This is a genomic window from Streptomyces sp. SID12488, from assembly GCF_010548275.1.
Classification (GTDB): domain Bacteria; phylum Actinomycetota; class Actinomycetes; order Streptomycetales; family Streptomycetaceae; genus Streptomyces.
The window spans coordinates 335,263-353,840 of record NZ_JAAGLT010000004.1; the positions used below are offsets into that span (position 1 = coordinate 335,263).

An 18,578-nucleotide genomic window follows, 5' to 3' on the forward strand; every position below is an offset into this window, starting at 1 on the left:
GGCAGGAAGGAAGCAATGAGGAACCCGGGAGAGGCCGAGAAGCCGAGTGGCCGCCTCTCCTTACCGGGTAGTTCGCCAGGACCGTACCTACTGGTCGGTTACTTCGGGTAGCAGTCGGAAGATTACGGTTGAGTAACTTGACTCACTGTCTAATTGGGGAAACGGGCCGTCACCGGTTACAACCAGCCGCCTCCGGCGTGAACTTCAGGGGGGCGTTCCGGTCCGCGGCGCTGGCCTCGTCGTAGGTCACCCTGGTGACCTGGTACCAGACGGCGTCCCGCTTGGTGTCGCCGTCCACGTCGTCCAGGCTCACGCACCAGCGTTCCTGGCGGACGACGCGCGTATACGTCTCGGTGCCGCTTCGGGTGTTCGAGCACTTCTGGTAGTGCTCGGTGGTGTACCAGGTACGCGTTCTCTTCGCGGTGCCCTTGCCCGTACGTTGCGTGTGCTTGACCTGCCTGGTCGCCGACGCGCACTTCTTGACCAGGTGCGGGCGGGTGGCCTTGGTCGTCTTGGCGGTGACGTGACGGACGGCGTTGCGGAGCCCGTGGACGGTGGGCGTCACCGGCGCCGTCTCCTGGACGTCCGCGCCGCCGCCATCGCCGTACTGGCTGCTGGTGGTGCCGTCGCCCTGTGAGCCGTCGCCGCTCCCGCACGCGCCGAGCCCGGCCATGAGGATCACCGTGAATCCGGCCAATGCCAGACGTCTCTTGCTGGACATGTCTCTTTCCCCGCCCGTTCTCTGTCTCAAAGTCTCAAAAGGGCGGTCAGCGTAACTGATCACCCGACAAGCGGGACGATCACGGCGATGAGACGCACAGCGGCCCGGCGGTCCGTCGTCACGGACCACCGGGCCGGGTCGGCGGACGCCGACTGAGGCTGACGCGAGCTGTATGGCAGAGCTACGTCACGGATCTACGTTTCTACGTCGCGGATCTACATGACCGCCTTGTAGCCCTGCCAGCCCGTCGCGATCCGCGTACGGGCGCCGAACACTCCCTTTCCGTTGCCGTTGGTGCGCCATAGGTTCCCGGCGGTGTCCCGGGACACGAGGTCCGCGCGGCCGTCGCCGGTGAAGTCACCCACGCCTACAACCGAGTTGTAGGAGGCGCCCCAGCTGACGGCGATCTTCACCCGCGCCTTGAAGGAGCCGGTGCCGGTCCCGTCGAACCGCCACAGCACGTTGGACCTGTCCTGGGCGACGAGGTCACCGCGGCCGTCGCCGTTCAGGTCTCCGGCGCCGACGATCTTCTTGTAGCCGGTCCAGCGTGAGCCGACCTTCGTCCGGGCGGAGAGCTTGCCGGTGCTGGTGCCCTTGAAGAGGAAGACGTCCCCGGTCGAGGCCTGACGGGCGATCAGGTCCGGCCGCCGGTCGCCGTCGACGTCACCGGGCGAGGTCAGCACGTCGTACCGGTTCCAGCCGGTGCCGAGTGCGGTGTACGGCGTCGAGGGCGTCGCCACCTTGCCGCAGGCCGGACGGTACGCGCGCAGGGTGCCGTCGCCCGACCGGACCAGGACGTCGTTGCAGCGGTCGCCGCTCAGATCGCCGTACGGCACGAACCTCGAGGTGACCGGCCAGCCCGCACCGGTGACCTTGGCACCCAGGGTGCCGGTGCCGCGCTGAACGGTGAGCGTGCCGTTCGAGGAGAGGGTGAGGAGGTCGCCGACGCCGTCGCCGCCCGCGTAGTCGCGCGGGGCCGCCGAACCGGACGTCACTTTGGTGGTGCCGGAGAGGGTGAGGGCGGCGCCCTGACCGTCGGCCGGCTTCGCGGTGAGCGTCCAGGTGTAGGTGCCGTTGGTGACGAGGCGGCCCGCGGTGTCCTTGCCGTCCCAGGCGGCCTTCAGCAGACCGCGCGCGGAGGCGCCGGCCAGGGTGCGGACGGTGGCGCCGGACGCCTTGTCCCGGACGGTGACCTGCCAGCCGGCGGCGGGCTTGGACAGCCACCAACTGCCGGACCAGCCTGCGGAGTTGGCAGTCAGGGTCGAGTCGATGGCGGTCAACGCGGAGGCGGGAACGCCGGTCGGCACGATGTGGACGCGCTGCTCGTCGTCGGCGTGGGCGACGGGGCCGCCGAAGCGGTCGACGGTCCAGCTGGTGCGTCGACTCCTGATTCCGTCTTCGTACCGGCCGAGTTCCCTCCAATCGACGAGCTTGCGGCTGGGCAGGTCGTCGTAGGACCCGCTGGACGGCAGTCCGCCGTGCAGGTCGACGAGGGTCAGGCCGCTTTCCGAGTAGGTGCCGTAGATGTACTGGACGAGGTAGCCGTCGCCCAGGAGGACCTCGCCCACCGGGGCGGTCGAGGTGCGCTTGGTCGTGCGGTCGTAGACGCCCGCTTCCTTGAAGTTGCCTTCTGGTTCGTCCAGGCACTGCCAGTAAACCCAGCGGCCCACGGCCTGAAGCTCGTACGGGGTGCAGCCGTTGGTCGTGGTGAAGGACTCCATGGCGGTACCGGAGGGCAGCCGGGTCGCCGTGACCTTTCCTCCGGTGGCGGCGCCGCTCCACAGGGTGTTGCCCCAGACGGCGGCGGCGACCCGCTTGCGCTTCTGGAGGACCTTCCCGGCCGCACCGGCGGAGAACTCGCCGATGTACTGGTTCGAGGCGTAGGCATTTTCGACGATCGCGTACCGCCCGGAGAGATCCGTCAGTTCCGGGGAGTCGTCGTTCGTGTCGATGGTGGGGCCCCAGTTGGGGGAGCCGTTGGCGTACAGCATGGTCAGGCCGGTCACGGTGTCACGTTCGCGCCCGTGGTGGCCGGTGCCGTCGGCGAACATCGGGATGCAGCGGGGCGTGTTGTCGTTTACGCCGCAGTTGCCGTCCCATGCGTCGACCAGACCGTCCACGGTGCTTCTGGTGACGCTCGGGGCGGCGCCTCCGGCAGGCGTGGTGAGCCAGGTGCTGCGGTACGCGCCGATGGCTCTGTCCGGCTCGTACAGCGTGCTGTTGTCGGCCGTGCTGAGAATGCCGCTGCCGAGGGCGAGGCCGTGGATCTGGGCCGGCACCGGCTGGACGGCGGTCATCCGGGTGCGGGCGACGGTGCCGTCGGCGGCAGGCGTGATCCGGTACACATTCCAGTCGAGGTCGCCCCGCTCGAGGTACCGCTCGGCGCCCGCCACGAGGACGGAGCCGTCGGGCGTCTGGACCAGCTGGCTTGTGGCCGGGTCCATGACCTTGGTCGTGTCCGTGCCCGTGCTGCCCGGGGTGAAGGCCCAGAGGGGCCGGCCCCGGGGCACGTACTCGTGCTCGGGTTCCGTCAACTGCGACTCGATGCCGAGCAGCGCGTCGCCGACGATGCCGAACGAGGGATAGGAGCTGAGGGAGCCCGTGTCGAGGGTGCGGGGCGGTGCTGACAGATCGGCGCGGTCGAAGACGTCCGCCTTGCCGCTTCCGGCGCGCAGTCGCACCACCGAGTCGGCGCCCAGCAGGAAGCCGGTCACCTCCCGGCCCTCGTCGGAGGCGTCGACCCGGTCGGGTAGAGCGCTGTAGACGCCGGTAGCGAGGTCGACGGTGCCCCAGTGATCCGAGCGGTCCGCACCGCTCTTGTAGTGGACGAGGACCGACGTCGCGTCACCGTCCTGGACGTCGATGCCGCCCGCACCCTCCGGAAGCCCGGTCATCGGTGTATCCGTGACTCCACCCTCGTCCCGGGGCCGCAGCAAGTGGTACGTGAGGTCGTCGAAGCCTCTGCTACGAGTGAGGACGGTACTGCCGAAGGTGCCCAGGTACGAGTGTCCCGCGGACATCGGCACCACGGCTGCACTCCCCGAGGAGCCGTCCCCCTGGATCAGGGTGACCTGATCGTCCGCATCCGAGTACAGCGCGACGGTGTCGGAACCGTCCCCGTACCACCCGGGGTCGGACGGGGGCAGATACGAGAAGTAATAGCCATAGAGGTACCGGATGGCCTGGGGCAGCCGTTCCTCCAGTCCGGTGGTGGCACCGGTGGCGTACGACGTCCACAGCAGTCGGTCGTCGCCCTCCTGTACCCAGAGGAAGCCGCTGGCACCGGCGTTGAGGATCCGGGTGTACGTGGGGATGGCACGCTGGGCGGCCGGCAGGACGAGTTCTCCGGCCGCGGCGACGGCCGAGGGCGCTGCGGGGACCGCCGACGCCGGCACGGAGCTCAGCGCCAGGCCGAGGCTCAGCGCCGCGGCCACGGCTGCGGTGGTCGTACGGACAGGTCTGTGCCGGCGTCGGCCGGTTCGGGCCACCGTTCCTCCAGGGAAGGCAAGAAGAGGGCATGGCAGGAACGGACGTACACCAGCGCTCCGACCTCTTGCTTGGCCCCCCGGCCGTCCCCCATGCGCGCGTGCGACCGAGAGTAACAGCATGCCCATGACCAGCAGCGACCGTATTTCCCGGGCGGGGCCTCTGATCCGACTCTGATGAATCCCCCAGGAAACTCTGGGCCGTCCTCTGATCGCGCAGTGATCAACCGAGCCGGACCATCGAAACGTTGTCCAATGAGCCCTTCCGGTCACTTTGGGCAACACGGCCCCGCCCCTCCGTTCCCCGGACGGCGTTGACAACCGCCCTCGCATCCCTCCATCATCATTCCACTAATCAAGTAGTGGAATGGTGGTGGTGATCGTGGAGTACCGCATCGACAGGCGGAGCGGGGTCCCCGCCTTCCAGCAGATCGTGCAGCAGACCAAGCAGGCCCTGCGGCTGGGCGTACTGGTGCCGGGTGACCGGCTGCCCACCGCCAAGGAGGTCGCCGCGACCAGCACGGTCAACCCGAACACCACCCTCAAGGCGTACCGCGAGCTGGAGCGCGAGGGCCTGGTCGAACCGCGACCGGGCCAGGGCACCTTCGTACGCCGCACGCTTGGCCGCCCCGAGACGGGCACCGACTCGCCGCTGTACGCGGAGCTGGTGGCGTGGATGTCGAAGGCGGCCGGGGCCGGTCTGGAGCAGGAGGACGTGGCCGCACTGGTCGCGTCGGCGATGGAGAAGCAGTACGCCGCCGGGAACGTGGCGGCAACGGGGGCCACGACTACGGGGTCCACGGGGGCCACGACAACTAGGAGTACAGGTGAGTGAAGGTATGTACGCGGGGGAACCGGCGATCGAGGCGTACGGGCTGGGCATGCGCTACCGGCGGGGCTGGGCGTTGCGGGACTGCTCCTTCCGGCTTCCGGCGGGCCGGATCTGCGGGCTGGTGGGACCCAACGGGGCGGGCAAGACCACGCTGTTGAGTATCGCGGCCCATGTCCTGGAGCCGACGAACGGCTCGATCAGCCTGTTCGGTGAGGCTCCGGGCTCGGTGGAGTCCGGCCGGCGCACCGCCTTCCTCGCCCAGGAGAAGCCCCTGTTCCGCCGCTTCACCGTGGCGGAGACCCTGCGCCTGGGCCGGGAGCTGAACCCCGGCTGGGACCAGCGCGCCGCCGAGGACATCATCCGCGCGGGCAACGTGCCCTTCGAGGCGAAGATCAGCACCCTCTCCGGCGGTCAGCGCACCCGCGTCGCCATCGCCCTCGCCTTCGGCAAGCGCCCCGACCTGCTGATGCTCGACGAGCCGATGTCGGACCTCGACCCGGTCGTGCGCCACGAGATCATGGGCACCCTCCTCGCCGAGGCCGCCGAGCGCGGCACCACCGTGCTGATGTCCACCCACGTCCTCGCCGAACTGGAGAACGTGTGCGACTACCTCGTCGTCGTCTCCGGCGGCGGAGTGCGCCTCGCCGGTGACGTGGACGAGCTGATGTCCGTGCACACCCTGGTCACGGGCGCCCATGAGGGTGACGGCATGCCCCCCGCCCTCGGGCACCACACCCTCGTCGAGTCCCGGACCAGCGGACGGCAGTTCACCGCGCTCATCCGCCCCGAGGGCCCGGTCACCGGCCCCTGGGACGTGAACGCCCCGAACATGGAGGAACTCCTGCTCGCCTATCTCCGCTCCCCCGACGCACCACCGCTGATCACCCCCACCGCCCAGGTCCACGGCCAGGGGTTCGGCACCGGGGCGGTGGCGGCATGAGCACCTTCACCCGCAGCTCGACCAGCACTTCGACCAGCACCTCGACCGACGGCAAGAACGGGACCATGAACGGGACCACCACGGAGGCACCCACCCGGCGCCCCCACCTCAGCGGAATGACCTGGCTGGTCTGGCGCCAGCACCGGGCCGCGTTCTGGACGATCCTCGCCGCCACCGCGCTCTCCGTGGCCTGGATCGTCTACCAGCGCGGCCAGCTGGTCGACTTCCTCGACGGCTACGGCTATCCCGGCAAGAGCCTCGACGAGGCGGGCGGCAAGCTCCAGCAGTACATCGACGCGTTCTCGCTCGTCTCCTTCGGTCTCCAGGGGATACCCATCCTGCTCGGTGTCTTCCTCGGCGCCCCGCTCATCGCGGGCGACCTGGAGAACGGCACGGCCAAGCTGGTCGCCGCCCAGTCGATGAGCCGGACCCGCTGGCTCGTCACGAAGCTGGCGCTGGCCGGACTGGTGGTCGTGGTGAGCACGGGCGTGCTGTCGGCGGTGTTCGACTGGTGGTGGAACCCCGTCAAGTCCGAGATCACGGTCATGGACTGGACCTCGGGAGAGGCGTTCAACACGACGGGCCCGGTGCCTGTCGCTCTCACCCTCTTCTCTGTCTTCGGTGGGGTGGCGGTCGGTGTGGTGCTGCGGCGCACGCTGATGGCCATGGTGGTCACTTTCGGCTTCACCGTCGTCCTCCAGATCGTCTGGGGCTACTTCCAGATGTCGCTCGGCAACGTGATCACGGTCACGACGAACAAGGGTGTTATGGAGGAGAGCGCGTTTCCGTCGATGCCCAAGGGCGCGTACCAGATCGACGACTCGTATCTCACCAGCAGCGGGGATCTCGTGGGGTGGAGCACCTGTTCGGGGTCGGGGACGGACGCGGCACGGCAGGCGTGCCTGGACAAGGCTGGTGTCGTGGGCTTTTCGGTGGACTACCTCCCGATGTCGCAGATGAACGCCATGCAGTGGTTCGGAGCGTCGATTCTGTTCGCCCTGACCGCCGGTGTCGTGGCGTTCCTCTTCTTCTGGGGCCGTAAGCGACTCGTCTGAGTCCCGCCCTCCGCGCCCCTTTTGGAGGGGCGCCTCTTCCCACCCTTTGATTCCTTGTCCCGTCGGACGGGCTGCTTTGCCGTGCCCGGAAGTCCGGGGAGAAAGGCATGTCTTGAATCACCGAAAGAGGCGAGCGCGTGAGGCTTCGGCACTCACCCTCCTCACCGCCGCCGCTCTTACCGCGGCCCTGCTCAGCGCCCCGGAATCCGGGGCCGCACAGTCCGCCGACGGTACGGCGGGGATGGCTCGCACCCTCGCCAAGGCCAGGACCGTCACCCTCGTCACCGGCGACCGGGTCACCCTGGACGCCACCGGACAGGTCACCGGCGTGCGGCCAGGCAAGGGCAGGGAAGGTACGGCCTTCCGAATAGCGCGGGACGGCGACCGCACCTACGTCGTGCCGCGTGACGCCGAGCGGCTCCTCGCGAACGGCACCGCCGACCGGCGGCTGTTCGACGTGACGCAGCTGGTCAAGTGGGGTTACGACGACGCGGCCCGCCCCGACCTCCCGCTGATCGTGACGTACGCCAAGGGCCGCACCCTCGCGCCGAGCGCGCTGTCCGCCGCCGGTGCCCGGGTGAGCCGGGACCTGCCGAGCGTCAACGGGGACGCGCTGAAGGCCCGTAAGTCGGAGGGCGCCGAGCTGTGGGAGACGCTCACCGGGAGCGGGGGGACGGCGCGGGCGAGATCGGCCGCCGCCGACCGGGTCGAGAAGATCTGGCTCGACGGGAAGGTCGAGGCGGCCCTCGACCGGAGCACCGCGCAGATCGGCGCTCCCGAGGCCTGGGCGGCCGGGTACGACGGCAAGGGCGTCAAGGTCGCCGTGCTGGACACCGGGGTCGACGACACGCATCCGGATCTGAAGGGCCGTGTCGACGAGGCGAAGAACTTCTCCGAGGCGGCGGACACCGTCGACCGGGTGGGCCACGGCACGCATGTGGCGTCGACGGTCGCGGGCTCGGGCGCGCACTCCGGGGGGAAGTACAAGGGGGTCGCGCCGGGCGCCCGGCTGATCAGCGGCAAGGTGCTCGACGACAGCGGCGACGGCGAGGAGTCCGGGGTCATCGCGGGTGCGCAGTGGGCCGTCGCGCAGGGTGCCAAGGTGATCAACCTCAGTCTGGGCGGCCCCGACAGCCCCGGTGACGACCCCGTCGAGCAGGCGGTGAACGAGCTGTCCGCCTCCTCCGGCGCCCTCTTCGTGATCGCCGCCGGCAACGAAGGCCCGGCCGCCGGCACCGTCGGATCGCCGGGCAGCGCCGCCGCCGCGCTCACCGTGGGCGCGGTGGACCGCACCGACGCGATGGCCGACTTCTCCAGCCGCGGCCCGACGGCGGACGGTTCCCTCAAGCCCGACCTGACCGCCCCCGGCGTCGACATCGTCGCCGCGAAGGCCGCCGAGGGCGCGGAGGGCGACCCGGCCGCCGACGGCTACGTCTCGATGAGCGGTACGTCGATGGCGACCCCGCATGTCGCGGGCGCCGCCGCGATCCTGGCCCAGCGCCACCCCGACTGGACCGGTGAGCGCCTCAAGGCCGCGCTCACCGCATCCGCCAAACCGACCGCCGGTGTCTCGGCGTTCGCGCAGGGCACGGGCCGTACGGACATCGTCCGCGCCCTCGACCAGCAGCTCACCACCACCCCGGCCACCGTCGGTTTCCCCGCCCAGCAGTGGCCGCACACCGACGACCAGCCGGCCACGAAGACGGTCACCTACCGCAATGACGGCGACCGCCCCCTCACCCTCGACCTGACCACCGAGGCGTACGGCGAGGACGGAAAGCCCGCCGCCGAGGGCATGTTCGAGGTCTCGCCCAAGCAACTCACCGTCCCGGCGGGCAGCACGGCGACCGCCCAGGTCACGGCCGACTCCAGCGCGGGCACGGCCGACGGCTCCTTCGGCGGCGCGCTCACCGCGACGGACGGCGCGGGTACGACCGTACGGACCGGCATCGGCGTACACCGCGAGGTCGAGTCGTACGACCTGACCGTCCGGCACCTCGACCTGAAGGGCAAGCCCGCCGCCCGCTCCGAGACGGGTGTGCAGGGCCTGGACAACCAGATCTGGCAGGACTACTCCGACGACACGGACGGCGAGTTCACGATCCGGCTCCCCAAGGGCCGGTACAGCCTCGAAGGCCGGATCGACACGGGCGCGACCCCGGACGCCCGTTCCGGGGAGCTGGCCCTTCTCCTCAACCCGAAGTTCTCGCTCAGCCGTGACACCACCCTCGTCATGGACGCCCGCAAGGCCAAGCCGATCCGGATCACCGTGCCGGACAGCAGGGCGAAGCACACCGACGGCACCTTCAACTACGGGTTCGACATCGCCGGGAACCAGAGCATCTCGACGTACATGGGCAGCTTCGGCAACCTGCGCGTCGGGCAGTTCGGCGCCCGGCTGCCGGCGGGCGAGGCGTTCGCGCAGTACAACGGCACCTGGAAGCACGGCAGTACGAGCTACCGGCCGGTCTGGAACCGTACCGGCGATCTGTCGGGCTTCACCGCGAACCTGAAGCGCGGGCAGTTCGCCAAGATCACGATTCCTGTCGGTACGCCCGTCAAGGGCAAGTCGGCGGCGCTCACCGCCGCGCCGCTGACGCCGGGCGGCTCGTGGTTCGCCTTCTACCAGGGGACGCGCTCCCTGCCGGGCGGCTTCACCGACTACGTCCTGCCGGGCGTGAAGTGGCGGTACGCCGTCTCGCAGGAGGGCGGCAAGGACGCGGACGGCGAACCGGTGTGGGACGGCGGTCAGTGGACCCCGAAGCCCCGCTCCTACACCGCGGGGAAGGAGTACACCGAGCGCTTCAACACCGGCGTCTTCGGCCCGCACCTCACCGGCCCGCTGACCGACGGCGAGGACCGCCCCGGCGCGGTCCGTATGGGCGACACCTTCCTCGCCTACCTCCCCCTGTTCTCCGACGGCGCCGGTCACGTCGGCGACTCCCGCTACAGCAGGGCCAGGAGCACCCTGTACGCGGACGGCGGCACACGAGTCTTCGCCATTGACGAGCCCTTGAACGGCGTCTCATACGAACTCCCCGCCGGCAAGCGCACGTTCCGTCTCACCACGGACGTCTCACGCCCCACCACGCTGTCCTCGGTGAGCACCCGGGTCACCGCCGAGTGGACCTTCACCTCCGCGCACGTCACCGGTGTCGGGCAGCGGCTGCCCCTGTCGGTGGTCCGCTTCACACCCCGACTGAGCTCGGCCACCACGGCCAAGGCGGGTACGCGCTTCTCGGTCCCGTTCACGGTCGAGGGCGCCGCCACCGCGCGCACCGCCCGCAAGCTGGCCTTCTCCGTCTCGTACGACGACGGCCGCACCTGGCACCCGGCGAAGGCGGTCGGCGGCAAGCGCCTCGACCTGAGCCACCCGGCGAAGGCGGGCACGGTCTCCCTGCGCGTGACCCTCACGGACGCGGCCGGCAACACCCTGAAGCAGACGATCCATCGGGCCTACCGGACCACCAAGTAGGCGTCTGTACAAGCACGTTGACAGACCGCCCTGGGTCGGCTTCGGCCGACCCAGGGCGGTCTCGCGCGTGAACTGCCTTTGGTTCTTACCCGATTCATGACGGGATCGGAGCCGGATCGTACAGGTGGGCCAGCAGCGCGAGTTATGGTCCGACCGGCCAGTTCACCCTTCTCCGCCCAGGAGTTCCCCTTGCGTCGGCGCCCCAAGCAGGTCTCGCTCTCGCTGACGACGGCGATATCGGTCGTCGCGGGGCTGACGACCGCCACCGTCGGCCTCACGGGTCTCACGGGCTCCGCCGCCTGGGCCGACAGCACGGCCGCGCTGCCGCTGTCCCAGTACGCGCGCATGCTGGTCGACACCGCTCACCAGCACATCTTCTTCAGTCAGGGCGCCGGTTCGACCGGCATTGTGGTGACCGACCTGTCCGGCACCCCGGTCACCACCATCGGCGACGAGCAGGGCGCGACGGGTCTTGCCCTGTCACCCGACGGCAGCACGCTCTACGCGGCCCTGACGGACGGCGACGCGCTGGCCGCGATCGACACGACGACGCTGACCGAATCCACCCGGGTCCCGACGGGCACGGGCAGCGCCCCGGTCTCGGTGACGGTGGCGGGCGGCAAGCTCTGGTACGGCTACACGGACCCGGCGGCGGACGGTAAGGGCGCCATCGGTTCGGTGGACCCGACGGCAGCGGACCCCGTGGCAACTCCTCAGTCCACGATGGGCAGTTGGTCGGTCGCCCCGCTCCTCGCCGCGGGCGGTGGCGTCCTGGCCGCCGAGGAACCGCAACAGAGCCTCAGTCACGTGGCCACCTACGACGTCTCCTCGGGGACGGCGACGACGAAAGCCAACACGTTCGTCCACGGCGGTACGGCAACGGGCCTGCAGGTAACGGCCGACGGTGCCCAACTCCTGCTGGCCGCCGCCCAGCAGCCGGCCCTCCAGGCATACGGCACCACGGATCTCCTCTCCGCAGCCCGCCCCGGGTACTACACGGGCGGCGTGAACTCGGCCCCGAACTCCGTCGCCGCCGACACGGACGGCACGATCGCCGTGGGCTCGACAGCGGGCTCGGACGCGGGCCTGTACCTGTACGCCGGTTCGGGCCTCGCCGAGAACCAGATCACCTTCCCGACCGGGACCCTGGCCCCGGATGGCCTGAAGTGGGCGGCGGACGGCACGACGCTGTACGCGGTCACGAAGGACGCGACGGGCGCCTACACGCTGAACGTACTGAGCGATGCGAAGCTCACCGACACCGAACTGGCCCTGGACTCCCCGCACTACGCGGTCCCGACCCAGCCGTTCCGGTTCACTGGAACCCTGAGCACGAACGGCTGGCTGCCGACGGGCGCGGCCCTCCAGGTGACCCGGGACGGCGAGTCCCTGCCCGAGGCCACGGCCACGGTCGCGAAGGACGGCACGTTCGCTGTCACGGACACCCGCGGGCAGGTGGGCGCGTACACCTACGAGGTGACGTACGCCGGTGACGCGACCCACCGCCCGGCGACGGCCTCGCTGACAGTGAACGTGCTGAAGCTCCAGACGACGATCCCGAACCCGAACGTCACCTCGGCGAAGTCCGGCGCGGTGGCGTTCACGGACACACTGGCGACATCCCTGAACCTCGGCAGCCTGCCGCAGGGCACCACGGTCCAGGTGTCGAGAACGAACGAGGACACACACGAGACCGTGCAACTCCCGTCGGCCCAGGTCGACCTGTCCACAACGGAGTTCAAGGTCGCGGACGCGCCGGGAACGGCGGGCAGGTTCACCTATCACCTCTCCTACGTGGGCGACGAGACCCACGAGCCGACGGCCACGGACGAGACCCTCCAGGTCTCCCCGTACACTCCGGCCCTGACGCTGAAGGCACCGGCCACGGCGACGCGGGGTGCCGCCCTGAACTTCTCCGGCACGCTGACCGACGCTCCGTACGCGAGCGGCGAGACGGTGACGGTGACGCGGGCGGACGCGGGGCACACCTCAACTCCCGTGCGGTGGAAGTCCGTTGTCGGTGCGGACGGCAAGTTCACGATCAAGGACACGCCAACCATCGGCGGCGCGAACACCTACACGGTCAGCTATCCGGGCGACGCCTCGCACCAGGCGGCGACGGCGTCGGCGATCGTTCAGGTGTCGCGGGTCGCGACGAGTCTGTCGGTGGCGACGAACGCGTCCACGTACACATACGGGGCGACAGCCACAGTGACGGCCCACCTGGGCGCGACGTACAACAGCCGCACGGTGTCCATCTGGGCGACGCCGGCGGGAGGAACGAAGACGCTGGTGAAGTCGGCGGCCGTGGACAGCGCCGGCAACCTGAGGGCGACGTACGGGCTGACCCACAACACGACGTTCACGGCATCCTTCGGCGGCGACTACCGCTACGCCCCGAAGTCGACGACGCGGACGGTGAACGACCAGGTGAGGGTCGCGACGACACTCGGCGGCTACTACGGCACGGCGACGTACGGCGGCACGACGTACCGCGTCTACCACCACACCGTGAAGCCACAGGTGGCGGCCACGGTGACCCCGGACAAGTCGGGCCAGTGCTCGGTTTTCCAGGCCCAGGAGTACTACGGCGGCGCCTGGCACACACTCACCACGTCACCCTGCTTCTCCCTGGCGCCGAGCGGCGTGGCGGTGACACACCTGAGCCTGACCGACGCGGTCAACCAGAAGTTCCGAGTGCGGGCGGAGTATGTGCGCAGCGCCAAGGACACTACGAATGTGAGTACTTGGGGCGGATGGCTGTATCTGACGGTCAGGAACTGAGACGGCCCGAGAACGGCTTGAGGGTGACATGGGAGCGGCCCGAGAACGGCCTGCGGCGCCGTCCGTCGGGCAGGATGACCTCATGACAAATCTGCTGGAACGGTCGACCGGTCGTACCTCCACCGGTTCGGTGCTGTCGCTGTGGTCACAGGACTCCGTGTTGTCGATCGGCTCGGTCGGGTCGGTACTGTCCGTGGGATCCGTCGGTTCGGCCCTGTCGATCGGCTCCATCGGAAGTGCCCTGTCGGTCGGCTCGATCGGGTCCGCCCTGTCGCTGATCTCGACCGGGTCGTGGCTGAGTACGGGATCGCTGTTCTCCGCGCAGTCACGGTGGTCGGTCCTGTCCTGGCGTTCCTCCGGCGGCTTCCTGGCCGCGGGAGCGGTGGGCGTGGGGGCGGCTGCAGGGGGCGCCCTGCTGCTGGCCCAACTGCTGCACAGGGCGGAAACCGGCGCCGAGTAGCCCTGACCGACGGAGCCGACGCACAGTCACTCCGCCTCACCTCACCCAGCCTCAGCTCGGTGGACACGACGGTGCCCACCGAGAAGCCGAATCGGACGGGCCTGTCCTAGTCGTCCCCGTCGGACCCCTGGTTGCTGCTGCCGTTGTTGCTCTTGGTCCCCATCTTGCTCACCAGCCGGGCCGCCAGCAGGGTCGCGGTGGACACCGCGCGCACCCAGGGCGGTCCGCCCCGCGCGGCCCATACGACACAGACGCATCCGCCGACGGCGAGCACGAGGACGCCGATCAGTAGAAACAGCAGCACGCTCATCTCCTTCTTTCCGTTCCGGTATGCGCATCCTCGCAGCACGCGTGGACTCGGGCGGGACTGATCCCGGCTGTGGAGAGCGAGTTGAGCCCCTGGCGGTTCACTCGCGGCAGCAAGTCCGTGCGCGCTGAAGGGAATTCGCAGATCATCACTCGGCGCGGCAAGCAGGAAGCACCGCGCACAGCCTGAACTGGCTTGCCCTGTGCGGTAGTCGGCGCCTCCGCGAGGGGTCACGGAGACGCCGGACCCAGCCGTCGGATTGGCCTTGGGCCAGCGGATGGTCCGGTTGCTCAGCCTGCCTGTGCGGCATCCACCAGCGCGCCGAGGTCGGTGGTGTCCTTGGCCGGCGGGGTCTCGATCGTCACCGGCTGATTGATTTCGAGGAAGGTGATGGTCATGTCGAGCGGCCCGCCGCCGGTTCCGCCCTGCACGTCATACTTCTCGCCCCGCATGCGGAACTGCTTGGCGTGGTTGTCGCCGTCGATCCACAGGTCCATGGTGAGGGTGTTCCCAAGGCTAAGCACCATGAACTGATCCAGACTGTCGATCTGGCGTTGCCGGGTCGCCTTGTCCTTGGCGGCGTCTCGTGCGGCGCCCAAGCCGCTGCTGGTGACTGTTCCTCTGTAGTGGGTGGTCCTGGTTCCTTCGACCGTCTCCGTGCCGATGCTCCGCACGTCCTTGGAGCCGGTCAGGATCGTGGACTGGACTACCGGGCTTGGCTCGATCTGGGTAGGCACTACACCGTAGGTGTTGTTGTCCATACCGCCACGGCCCCATACGGCTGGGTCCGCCCTCAACCAGTTCTTGCCGTTCAGCTTCGGCGAGGCGACCGCGCTTCCGCCCGCGTAGATCACCCCATCGACGAACCGGATCTCCAGCGGGTCGTGCGCACTTTGGCCTGCTGTGGTCAGTTTCATGCTCATGGCCAGCGGTTCCGTCTTCATGGACGCCTCGGCGCTGACACGGCCCCTCTTCGGCAGGCTCCCGACGATCCGGTAGTTGAGGGACGTGATGTCCTCCGCGTTCTCGGCCGCCTTCGCCACGGCCGCCGCAGCCGTCACAGCCGCCTCGGGCGTTGTCCTCGGTGAGTCCGCCTTCGCGGAAGTGCTCTGGGTGCCCTTTGTGCAGGCGGCCGTTCCTCCACCGAGCAGTGTGGCGGCGAACGCCATGCACGTCAGTTTGCGCGGTATGGAGCCGCGCACAGAAATCCCCATGATTCCCCCGGAACCAATGTCATATCCACATCAAGGATGCGAGCCTATCCCGGCGAGTGTCGTGTGATCCGCAGGGTTCAGGTGGCGGTGCTCGCCTGTGCCTCGGCCTTCTTCATGAGTTCCACCAGGCTGGAGGCACTGTCCGCAGCGCGCCCGGCGTCCATTCCCCGTCGGAACAGGTCGGCGACAGCGGCCGGCAGCGATGTGTCGACGCCCGAGTCGGCGATCGGGGAGTCACGGGCCGGCTTCGAATCGTCTCGGTGACGTCGGCTGACGCGCCCCCGGAATCGCCACGTCCGACGACGGATAGAACTGCGCGTACCACCGCCGCAGCGCCCTGATCCCCTTCTCGTGCGGGAGCAGCACCGGGCGGGCCTGGTGGATCTTGTGGTCCCAGATCTCGACCTCCTCGCGCACCTCTCCCAGGGCTTCCGCGCGGAACGCGAGCTTGAAGAGTGGTGTCAGGAAGGGGAGTCGGGCCGGTTTGCGCAGGTAGTACAGCATCCGGAGTTCGCTCGTGCGGTCGTCGATCGGGGTGGTGAGGGCGACCGCGGTCACCGACAGGACGGGACCGTGGACGCGGACCACCATGACGCCCGGGCCGTACATGAACGCGTCGAAGGTGTTGTTGATGTCCCAGGCGAGGACACGTCGGGAGATCCGGCCGCGGGCCTCGGCGTACGGGCCGTCCTCGCGCCAGTCCTGGACGGGGGGTTCGCTCTGGCCGTGGATGAAGTGGAAGTGGGACTCGTCGACGATGTTCTCGCGCATCTCCTGGACGTGGACGCGCGCCCGGCAGGTGTCGTCGATGGGGGTGGCGTAGTCCTTCGATTCCGTCTCGGGGATTTCCGGTATCTCCCAAGTCGGCTCGCCCGGACCGGCGTAGACGAGGACCAGTCCGCTGTGTTCGCGGACCGGGAATCCGCCGAGGGACACCTTGGGGGTGTGCGCGGCGAACGGCGCCTCCACGCACCTGCCGTCCGTACCGAACCGCCAGCCGTGGAACGGGCACACCACCGTGCCGTCCACGACCTTGCCGCCGGCGCCCAGATGCGCGCCGTAGTGGGGGCAGTGCGCGTCCCGGACAGTCGCCCGCCCGTCGGCTCCCCGGAAGGCGATGAGTGCGCGGCCGAAGTAGTGGAGGCTGACGACCTTGCCCGGCCTCAATTCGGCGCTGCGGAGTACGGCGTACCAGCCGTACGGGACGAACGGCATCGGGTACTCGTCGGCCCGGGGGTCGCGGGGGAGGGATGCGACCGTGTCATGACTCCGCCATAAACGCATGTGCCGATGCTAGGTCCTGTCGTCACATTCCTGTCCGGCGGGGAAGGCGGGATCCGTCGTCTGTCCGGGGGCGTGATCTCCCTGCCGTTCGACTTACCGTTCGATCCGGGCATTCAGGTGATTTATGCGCTGACATGGACTTCTGGCTACCTGACATGGTGGCGGATGGCCTCGGCAGCACGCCTGTTGCGGGCGTCTGACGCGCCGTTGAGATCCGTGGCCGTTCAGGTTGGCTACACCTCCGAGTTCCCCTTCGCCCACGCGTTCAAGCGCGCCTACGGGGCAGCGCCAGGCGCGTATCGGCGGAGCGGCTGAAGAGTTCGGGAAGTGTGCCGCAGGTGAACGTGATCACCCGTCGTCGCCCTGGTCGGCCACCAGCACGGTCGCCGAGGGGCGGCCTGTATCAGGCGGAGCGGTAGAGGGCCGCGAGGTCGATCAGCCGGACGTCGGGATTCGCCGTTGACGACGTCTGCGCCTTGTTGTTGAAGTCCGATCCGGTGAAGCAGATGAGCCGGGTGCCGCTCGTGTCGTAGCGGCCCGCCAAGGTGATGAGGTCGCGGATGTGCCGGAGTCGGTCGATGTGGGCGATGCCCATCGTGTCGTTCCATTTGGCCTCGCCGATGGCCAGGAGCGGGGGCTTGGCGTGGCCGTCGGCGATGCCGATGACCGCCACGTCGACCTCGTGGCTGGTGCGGGTTTTCGGATCGTGGACCATTCCGTGGCCGACTCGGGCGGGCAGGCCGCCCAGAAGCTCGGGGTCGGCATGGTGCAGGGCCCACTCGCGGCAGACCTGTTCGAAGTGAGGGCCGAGTACGTTGCTGACGAAGCGCCGACGGCTGGCTGCCCAGACGCGCGCCGCACTGCCGGGGCGTTCGAGCTGGTCCCAGACCGGGCGCATGATCGCGTGGTGGAAGGCGATCAGCGGTTCGGCGATGCGGTAGGTGGGCCGGTTCTCGCGGAAGGCGTCGGCGTCCCGGTGCAGCAGTCCGGCGTCTTCCAGGACGTTGATGGGGTGCGCGATGTCGACGGCCTTGCGTTCCAGGTAGCCGGCGATACCACCGCGGGTGGAGTTGCCGTCGGCGACGGCGGCCAGGACGGACAGGTACAGGGCGGTGTCGCGAAGGTCGGGTTCCTCGGCGAGCAGGTAGCGGGCCTCGCGGAAGAGGGGGGTTTCGGGGTTGAGGACGGTGCGGACCACCCAGTCGTCGAAGTCGTCTGGTCCCTCGGGGGTGTCGCCGCGCGCGAACTCGCGCCGGTAGGCGGGGGTGCCGCCGACGATCGCGTTCACCTTCAACGCCAGGTGGGGATCGGTGATGCCCCAGAATTCCGCAGCGAGACGGTGGTCGAGGGGGCGGACGATCAGTTCCAGGCCGGCTCGTCCGCGCAAGGGTGCGTTGCCCGACAGCAGGCGGCCCATGAAGGACAGGGCCGAGCCGCACAGCAGGAGTCGGGTGCGGGAGGCGGTGCGCTGGTCACGCAGGGTTCGCAGCGCCTCCTGGATGATCGACGGCAGTTCGGGGTTGGCCTTGGCGAGGTAGGGAAACTCGTCGATCACCACGGGGACGGGCCGTTCGGAGCCGAGTGCGAGCAGCGCGTCGACTGCCTCCGACCAGTCGGCGAAGTGGAAGGGGCTGGCCGGGCGCACGTGGGTCGTCAGCGCGGTGCCCATCCGGCGCAGTGACTCGGCGTCAGTGGCCTCGGTCGCCCCGAAGTAGAACCCTCCGGTGGCCCGGCAGGCGGCGTCCAGAAGGAAGGTCTTGCCTTGGCGGCGCCGCCCGGAGACCACGCCAAGGGTCGCACCGGGCTGAGGGTCGGCGATGAACCGACTCAGCGCCGACCACTCGAAATCCCGGTCGAACATCTCGGCGGGCTTGTCCACCGGCCCTCCAGAAGATAGAAGTACGTTTTCATAAAGTGTACTTCTATATTCTGCGCGCTGCTGGGATGGTCCGCGAGGCGGAGCGAAACCTCGCACCTCCTCAGTGCCCCAGCCCCGCACCCCCGTTCACCGGAATCACGGC

General features: G+C 69.2%; 12 protein-coding genes and 2 pseudogenes. 7 read left to right on the forward strand and 7 right to left on the reverse strand.

All coding sequences use genetic code 11. The features are described 5' to 3' along the window. Positions 1 to 169 precede the first annotated feature (169 nt). Complete coding sequence (locus tag G3I56_RS09655; protein ID WP_164408462.1) at positions 170 to 721, reverse strand: hypothetical protein; 552 nt, start codon at positions 719 to 721, stop codon at positions 170 to 172. Between the two features lie 215 nt (positions 722 to 936). Continuing rightward, positions 937 to 4,209 (reverse strand): FG-GAP-like repeat-containing protein, encoded by a 3,273-nt coding sequence (locus G3I56_RS09660; protein WP_343239913.1) that lies wholly within the window; start codon positions 4,207 to 4,209, stop codon positions 937 to 939. 364 nt (positions 4,210 to 4,573) lie between these two features. Between G3I56_RS09660 and G3I56_RS09665 the strand changes: the two genes are divergently transcribed. The 6 genes from G3I56_RS09665 (at position 4,574) to G3I56_RS09690 (ending at position 13,752) form a co-directional block, all read left to right on the forward strand. After that, a complete protein-coding gene (locus tag G3I56_RS09665; RefSeq protein WP_164408463.1) occupies positions 4,574 to 5,041 on the forward strand; it encodes a GntR family transcriptional regulator in 468 nt (155 codons plus the stop codon). A 4-nt stretch (positions 5,042 to 5,045) separates the two neighbouring features. Then, positions 5,046 to 5,978 (forward strand): ABC transporter ATP-binding protein, encoded by a 933-nt coding sequence (locus G3I56_RS09670; protein ID WP_164408538.1) that lies wholly within the window; start codon positions 5,046 to 5,048, stop codon positions 5,976 to 5,978. Further along, complete coding sequence (locus tag G3I56_RS09675) at positions 5,975 to 7,033, forward strand: ABC transporter permease subunit (protein WP_164408464.1); 1,059 nt, start codon at positions 5,975 to 5,977, stop codon at positions 7,031 to 7,033. The genes G3I56_RS09670 and G3I56_RS09675 overlap by 4 nt, the downstream gene beginning before the upstream one ends. Before the next feature lie 112 nt (positions 7,034 to 7,145). Continuing rightward, positions 7,146 to 10,508, forward strand: coding sequence for a S8 family serine peptidase (locus tag G3I56_RS09680; RefSeq protein ID WP_164408465.1), 3,363 nt, complete (start codon positions 7,146 to 7,148; stop codon positions 10,506 to 10,508). A gap of 189 nt (positions 10,509 to 10,697) precedes the next feature. Continuing rightward, positions 10,698 to 13,292 carry a hypothetical protein gene (locus G3I56_RS09685; protein WP_164408466.1) on the forward strand — a complete coding sequence of 865 codons (2,595 nt, stop codon included), beginning with the start codon at positions 10,698 to 10,700 and terminating at the stop codon, positions 13,290 to 13,292. A gap of 82 nt (positions 13,293 to 13,374) precedes the next feature. Further along, complete coding sequence (locus tag G3I56_RS09690) at positions 13,375 to 13,752, forward strand: hypothetical protein (RefSeq protein ID WP_164408467.1); 378 nt, start codon at positions 13,375 to 13,377, stop codon at positions 13,750 to 13,752. Positions 13,753 to 13,858: 106 nt separating this feature from the next. Here G3I56_RS09690 and G3I56_RS09695 read toward each other — a convergent pair whose 3' ends face one another. The 4 genes and pseudogenes from G3I56_RS09695 to G3I56_RS09705 form a co-directional block, all read right to left on the reverse strand. After that, the gene (locus tag G3I56_RS09695) at positions 13,859 to 14,062 is read right to left on the reverse strand and encodes a hypothetical protein (RefSeq protein ID WP_164408468.1); all 204 of its coding nucleotides are present in this window, start codon (positions 14,060 to 14,062) and stop codon (positions 13,859 to 13,861) included. A 287-nt stretch (positions 14,063 to 14,349) separates the two neighbouring features. Beyond that, positions 14,350 to 15,120, reverse strand: a complete 771-nt coding sequence (locus G3I56_RS09700) for a hypothetical protein (RefSeq protein ID WP_164408469.1) — start codon at positions 15,118 to 15,120, stop codon at positions 14,350 to 14,352. A 230-nt stretch (positions 15,121 to 15,350) separates the two neighbouring features. Further along, positions 15,351 to 15,497, reverse strand: a pseudogene (locus tag G3I56_RS43690) (NAD(P)-dependent oxidoreductase); the annotation flags it as partial. A gap of 10 nt (positions 15,498 to 15,507) precedes the next feature. Continuing rightward, entirely contained in the window at positions 15,508 to 16,557 is a 1,050-nt protein-coding gene (locus tag G3I56_RS09705) for a Rieske 2Fe-2S domain-containing protein (protein ID WP_239134788.1), read from the reverse strand. Positions 16,558 to 16,701: 144 nt separating this feature from the next. On the opposite strand from G3I56_RS09705, the pseudogene G3I56_RS43695 reads away from it, so the two are divergent. Then, a pseudogene (locus G3I56_RS43695) lies at positions 16,702 to 16,872 on the forward strand (helix-turn-helix domain-containing protein); the annotation flags it as partial. 88 nt (positions 16,873 to 16,960) lie between these two features. Here the strand turns inward: G3I56_RS43695 and G3I56_RS09715 are convergent. Further along, on the reverse strand, positions 16,961 to 18,436 hold the full coding sequence (locus G3I56_RS09715; protein WP_164408471.1) for an ATP-binding protein: 1,476 nt from the start codon (positions 18,434 to 18,436) through the stop codon (positions 16,961 to 16,963). Positions 18,437 to 18,578: the final 142 nt, after the last annotated feature.